The sequence below is a fragment of the Arthrobacter sp. KBS0703 genome, assembly GCF_002008315.2.
GTDB lineage: Bacteria > Actinomycetota > Actinomycetes > Actinomycetales > Micrococcaceae > Arthrobacter.
Window position 1 is genome coordinate 1 of sequence record NZ_MVDG02000004.1, and the last position, 4,383, is coordinate 4,383.

Annotated in this window: 3 protein-coding genes and 4 pseudogenes; 2 read left to right on the forward strand and 5 right to left on the reverse strand. The window is 65.6% G+C overall.

The annotated features are described in order from the left end of the window. Positions 1 to 574: 574 nt before the first annotated feature. Positions 575 to 730 (forward strand): annotated as a pseudogene (locus B1A87_RS22165) (winged helix family transcriptional regulator); the annotation flags it as partial. Positions 731 to 767: 37 nt separating this feature from the next. Here B1A87_RS22165 and B1A87_RS22170 read toward each other — a convergent pair. Beyond that, positions 768 to 1,967, reverse strand: a pseudogene (locus B1A87_RS22170) (histidine kinase dimerization/phospho-acceptor domain-containing protein); the annotation flags it as partial. Positions 1,968 to 1,970: 3 nt separating this feature from the next. Next, positions 1,971 to 2,711: a response regulator transcription factor gene (locus B1A87_RS22175; protein ID WP_056630944.1), complete on the reverse strand. Its 741-nt coding sequence runs from the start codon at positions 2,709 to 2,711 to the stop codon at positions 1,971 to 1,973. Between the two features lie 199 nt (positions 2,712 to 2,910). Between B1A87_RS22175 and B1A87_RS22180 the strand changes: the two genes are divergently transcribed. Beyond that, positions 2,911 to 3,174 carry a hypothetical protein gene (locus B1A87_RS22180; RefSeq protein WP_144275944.1) on the forward strand — a complete coding sequence of 88 codons (264 nt, stop codon included), beginning with the start codon at positions 2,911 to 2,913 and terminating at the stop codon, positions 3,172 to 3,174. 76 nt (positions 3,175 to 3,250) lie between these two features. Here B1A87_RS22180 and B1A87_RS22185 read toward each other — a convergent pair. From B1A87_RS22185 to B1A87_RS22195, 3 genes and pseudogenes are all read right to left on the reverse strand, one after another. Further along, positions 3,251 to 3,541, reverse strand: a pseudogene (locus B1A87_RS22185) (hypothetical protein); the annotation flags it as partial. Positions 3,542 to 3,546: 5 nt separating this feature from the next. Next, on the reverse strand, positions 3,547 to 3,744 hold the full coding sequence (locus tag B1A87_RS25155) for a hypothetical protein (protein ID WP_185982446.1): 198 nt from the start codon (positions 3,742 to 3,744) through the stop codon (positions 3,547 to 3,549). 281 nt (positions 3,745 to 4,025) lie between these two features. Further along, positions 4,026 to 4,383: pseudogene (locus B1A87_RS22195) on the reverse strand (glycosyl transferase); the annotation flags it as partial.

A 4,383-nucleotide genomic window follows, 5' to 3' on the forward strand; every position in this document is an offset into this window, starting at 1 on the left:
CCGCCGGCCTGGGCGCAGCCGGGACGCACGCAGCGGCTTGACCCGTGCCGGCGTGCGTGCTTGGCCCAAAATCTTTTGTCCGAATGGCGTCATAGCTGGACAACTAGGGATTTGCGGCGCCGGAATTCCCGCATCTGAAATGTCGCTGAATATTTGACGAAAAAGAAGGGTTTAGTCGAATTTAGTTCGAAAAACGGCCCTTTCCGACCGACCGGTCTGGAAAAAAATCTGGAAAAATTGGGCCTCGTAGAATTGTGATTTGACCCACAAACCCGCGATTCGTCTCACGATGCGGACGGAGTGGTCCATTGTTACTTGCAAGTTTTCATTGTTACGTTGCACACTTTCAATTGTGAACAAGAACTCAACAGCAACTGCAGCCGCAGAATATTGGCCCAGCACACCCGCTGCCGCCGAGATGCGCTGTTGTCGAATGCACGCCTAACTTTCTACCCCCACAAAGTTTTTAGGCATTCGCCCCCAGCCCAGCGTCGGGCGCCCCTCCCCAGAACTCATTGCGGGGAACCAAGCATTCGAGCCGCGATGACGGCCATTCACATTGAGGTAAGCATTCATGTCAGTTGCATCTGGATACGTCCACATCTCCGTCCGTAACGCCAACAAGGCCGGCCAGACGTCGGGCCTCCGCCAGGGATTCGGTACCCGTCCGGCCTTCCCACCGGCAGGCCAGGGAAACAACTTTCCCGCCCCCGGCTATGCACCCCAGGGCCTGTCTCTTATACACATCTAGATGTGTATAAGAGACAGGTGTGCTTGCGCGCGTTGGACAGCAGGTTGGCCAGCACCTGGTGCAGCTGCGAGGCGTCGCCGCGGACCACCACCGGCTCTTCAGGTAGTTCGAGGTGCCAGATGCGGTCCGGGGCCATGACTTTTTCGTCGCTGACGGTCTCGATCACGAGCTGCGTGAGGTCCACGTCGCTGAGCTTGAGCGGCTGGCCCTCGTCCAGCCGGGCGAGCAGCAGGAGGTCCTCCACCAGGGTTGTCATCCGCTCGGACTGGCTTTGGACGCGGGCCAGGGACCTTTGGCCGTCCGGCGTGAACTTCTCGGTCATGCGCATCAGCTCGGTGTAGCCGCGGATGGCCGTGAGCGGGGTGCGGAGCTCGTGCGAGGCGTCGGCCACGAACTGGCGGACCTTCATTTCGCTCTCCTGCCGCGCCTCCAGCGCGTTGGAGACGTTATCCAGCATCTGGTTGAGGGCGTGGCCCACGCTGCCCACTTCAGTTCCGGGATGGGCGTTCGACGGCGGGACGCGGACGGCGAGCGCCACCTCACCGGCATCCAGCGGCAGCCGCGAAACCTGCGTGGCCACCTCCGAGAGCTGCTCCAGCGGCTTCATGGTGCGGCGGATGAGCACCGTTCCGGCGAGGCCGATCAGCACGATTCCGCCCAGCGACACGATCGTGATGGTCACAACAAGGGACGTCAGGGTGCTCTGCTTGTCGGCCAGGGGAAGCCCGGTCACCATGACGTCGCCGTAGGGCGTCTGGGCGGCAACCAGCCTGTAGGCACCGGTGGACAGGGTGCGGTCAACGGGTACGCCGTCGCGGCGCAGTCCCAGGAGGACCTTGTCGTCTGCCGCCGAGAGTGTCTTGCGGGTGGCGTCGGAGGCCAGGAATCCTGCGCTGCTGACTTCGCCGGCCTGGATCCTGGCCGCCAGGGTGCCCACCCGCTGGCCCCTGCCCTCGAGGGGATCGGGCCCCTTGCCCGAGGCGCCGAACGGGGGACGGCCAAAGTCCCGGGCCCTGTCAGCGGCCCCGGTGAGCTGCTCGTCGAGCTGGCGGGTCAGGAAGGAGTCCATGCTGGCGTAGCTGAACAGGCCGATCGCGGCGCAGATGGCCACCAGCAGAGCCATGGCCACGAGGACAAGGCGGGTGCGGAGATGCCAGGTGCCCGGCTTCAGCCAGCTGCGGCGCTGGGTCCGGACGGCACCGGAAAGGTTTGCCACGGCCTAGTCTGCCGGTTTGATGACGTAGCCCGCACCGCGGACCGTGTGGATCATGGGCGGGTGCACGGCATCCACCTTCTTGCGCAGGTACGAGATGTACAGCTCGACAATGTTGGCCTGGCCGCCGAAGTCGTAGTTCCATACGCGGTCCAGGATCTGGGCCTTGCTGACGACCCGCTTGGGGTTCTCCATGAGGTACCGGAGGAGCTCGAACTGGGTCGCGGTGAGCTGCAGCTCGTCGCCGGCGCGGGTGACTTCCCGGGTGTCCAGGTTCAGGACCAGGTCTCCCACCACCAGTTCGGCGGAATCCATGGCGGCCACGCCCGAACGCTGCACCAGCCGGTGCAGGCGCAGCAGGACTTCCTCCATGCTGAAGGGTTTGGTCACGTAGTCGTCCCCGCCCGCGGCGAGGCCCACGATGCGGTCCTGCACGGCGTCCTTGGCCGTCAGGAACAGCGCCGGAACCTCCGGCGCGAAGGCGCGGATCCTGCCGAGCAGCTCTACGCCGTCGAAGCCGGGGAGCATCACGTCCAGCACGAGGACGTCCGGGCGGAATTCCTTGGCGAGCTTGACGGCCTCGGGGCCGTCTGCGGCCACGGCAACCGACCAGCCTGCCATGCGCAGGCCCATGCTCATCAGTTCGGACAGGCTGGGTTCGTCGTCAACCACCAGGGCACGGATGGGTGAGCCGTCCGGGTGGGTGAGCTGGGGAAGGTTGTTGGTCATGGAGTGCGAAGTGGCCATGGGACAACTCTCCGTTCCGGGGTTTAGCCGGCGCTTTGGTGTTCCTGTGCGCCGGCTGTGAATCCAAGCCTAGCGAGCTGGAAGGCGCAGCGTGGGGATTTCTCGGGTCACAGGCATGGCCCTTGCCCTGCACAGGCCAGTCACAGGAACGGTTCCCAGTCTGGAATGGACAACTTCCGCACGCCTGAAGGAGATAACAATGAGCGGACAGCAGTACCCACCTGTTCCGGAAACCACGCCCCTGCCGCCGGCTGCCCGGTCGCAGGCCGGCGATCAGCCGTCCGGACAGCACCAGGCAGCTCCCCATGCAGGGACGGGCGATCACCAGGGAGCCCCCCAGAGCGAAGCCCGACGGAACGCCCAGGCGGCCGAGCCTGCCACGGCAGCCATTCCCGAGCCCGCACCGGGCCGGGGCGCCGGGTGGGGTGCGCCCTGTCTCTTAAACACATCTAGATGTGTATAAGAGACAGTCCGGGGCCCTTCGTCAACCTCAAAGCGGTGCAGAAATGCGCGCCGCCCTCAGTTGCTCACAGTCTGGGTTAGTACCAGTTGTTGGCGAGGTGGAAGTTCAGCGCGCCGCAGGGGGAGCCGTAGCGTTCCTTGACGTAGTCCAGGCCCCAGTTGATCTGCGTCCGGTAGTTGGTGAGGTAGTCCGCCCCGGCGCTCGCCATCTTTTCGGCAGGCAGGGACTGCACTACGCCGTAGGCGCCGCTGCTCGCGTTGGTGGCGGTGGTGCGCCACTCGGACTCCTTGGTCCACAGGGTCTGCAGGCACTGCATCTGGTCCGCGGCCCAGCCATAGGAAGCGAGCTTGGCGGCCGCATAGGCCCTGTCTCTTATACACATCTAGATGTGTATAAGAGACAGGGCGCACGGAGAGGCCGGTCATCCACAGCGCGGCAGGCGGTTTGTCCACCGTGATGGCGTTCGCGGCGTCGGACGAGCCGAAGAACCACGCCGTCCAGTCCTGCGAGCCGGCCTGGGCCGCCGCCGAGTAGAACGCGTTGGCCCAGCCGGACGCGCCCAGGTTCCACAGGTAGAGGGCAGCCGTTCCCAGGAGAAGCGCGGCAAGCTCCAGCCGTGCCCGCATGGCGGCCACCGTGTTCCTGGCCGCGGCGCCCGGGACGGCTGTGCCCGGACCGGCGTTGCCCGGGACGGCTGTGCCGACTTGGTTGGCGCCCGGTCCGGGGGGTGCGGCCGGGCCACTGGCTGGACCGGTGTGTGCGGCGGGGCGTGAGCCGGTCGGCTGGGCGGGGGCGGAACCCGGCGGCTCGGGGTGCCGGGTGCCAGGGGGAATGGTGTTGGTCATGGTTGCCTACTTGCTCAGCTTGTACACGGTGGAATTGCCCACGGTCTGGGCCTCGAAGTTGGCAGCCACCCACGTGGCCACCTCGGAGTTTCCTCTGCGGGGGCCGCCGCCACCCATGCCGCCACCACCCATGCCTCCGCCGGAGATGAAGTAGCCGATCTCGCCGTTGGCCACCATTTCCTGGAACTGCGCCAGTGTGGGGTAGGGGTCGCCGCCGTTCCAGCCGCCCAGGGCAATCACATTGGTCCCTGTGGCCAGTTCCAGGCTCGCGGCCTGGCTGGCGCCCGAGACGATCCCGGACCATCTCGCCGTGCTGGACTTCAGCAGCGAGGCGAGCTCGGAGTCCAGATGTGTATAAGAGACA

Bases quoted from the DNA above. Each gene is read 5' to 3' on its own strand.
- B1A87_RS22175 (WP_056630944.1), bottom strand. From the start codon at position 2,711: ATGGCCACTTCGCACTCCATGACCAACAACCTTCCCCAGCTCACCCAC.
- B1A87_RS22180 (WP_144275944.1), top strand. From the start codon at position 2,911: ATGAGCGGACAGCAGTACCCACCTGTTCCGGAAACCACGCCCCTGCCG.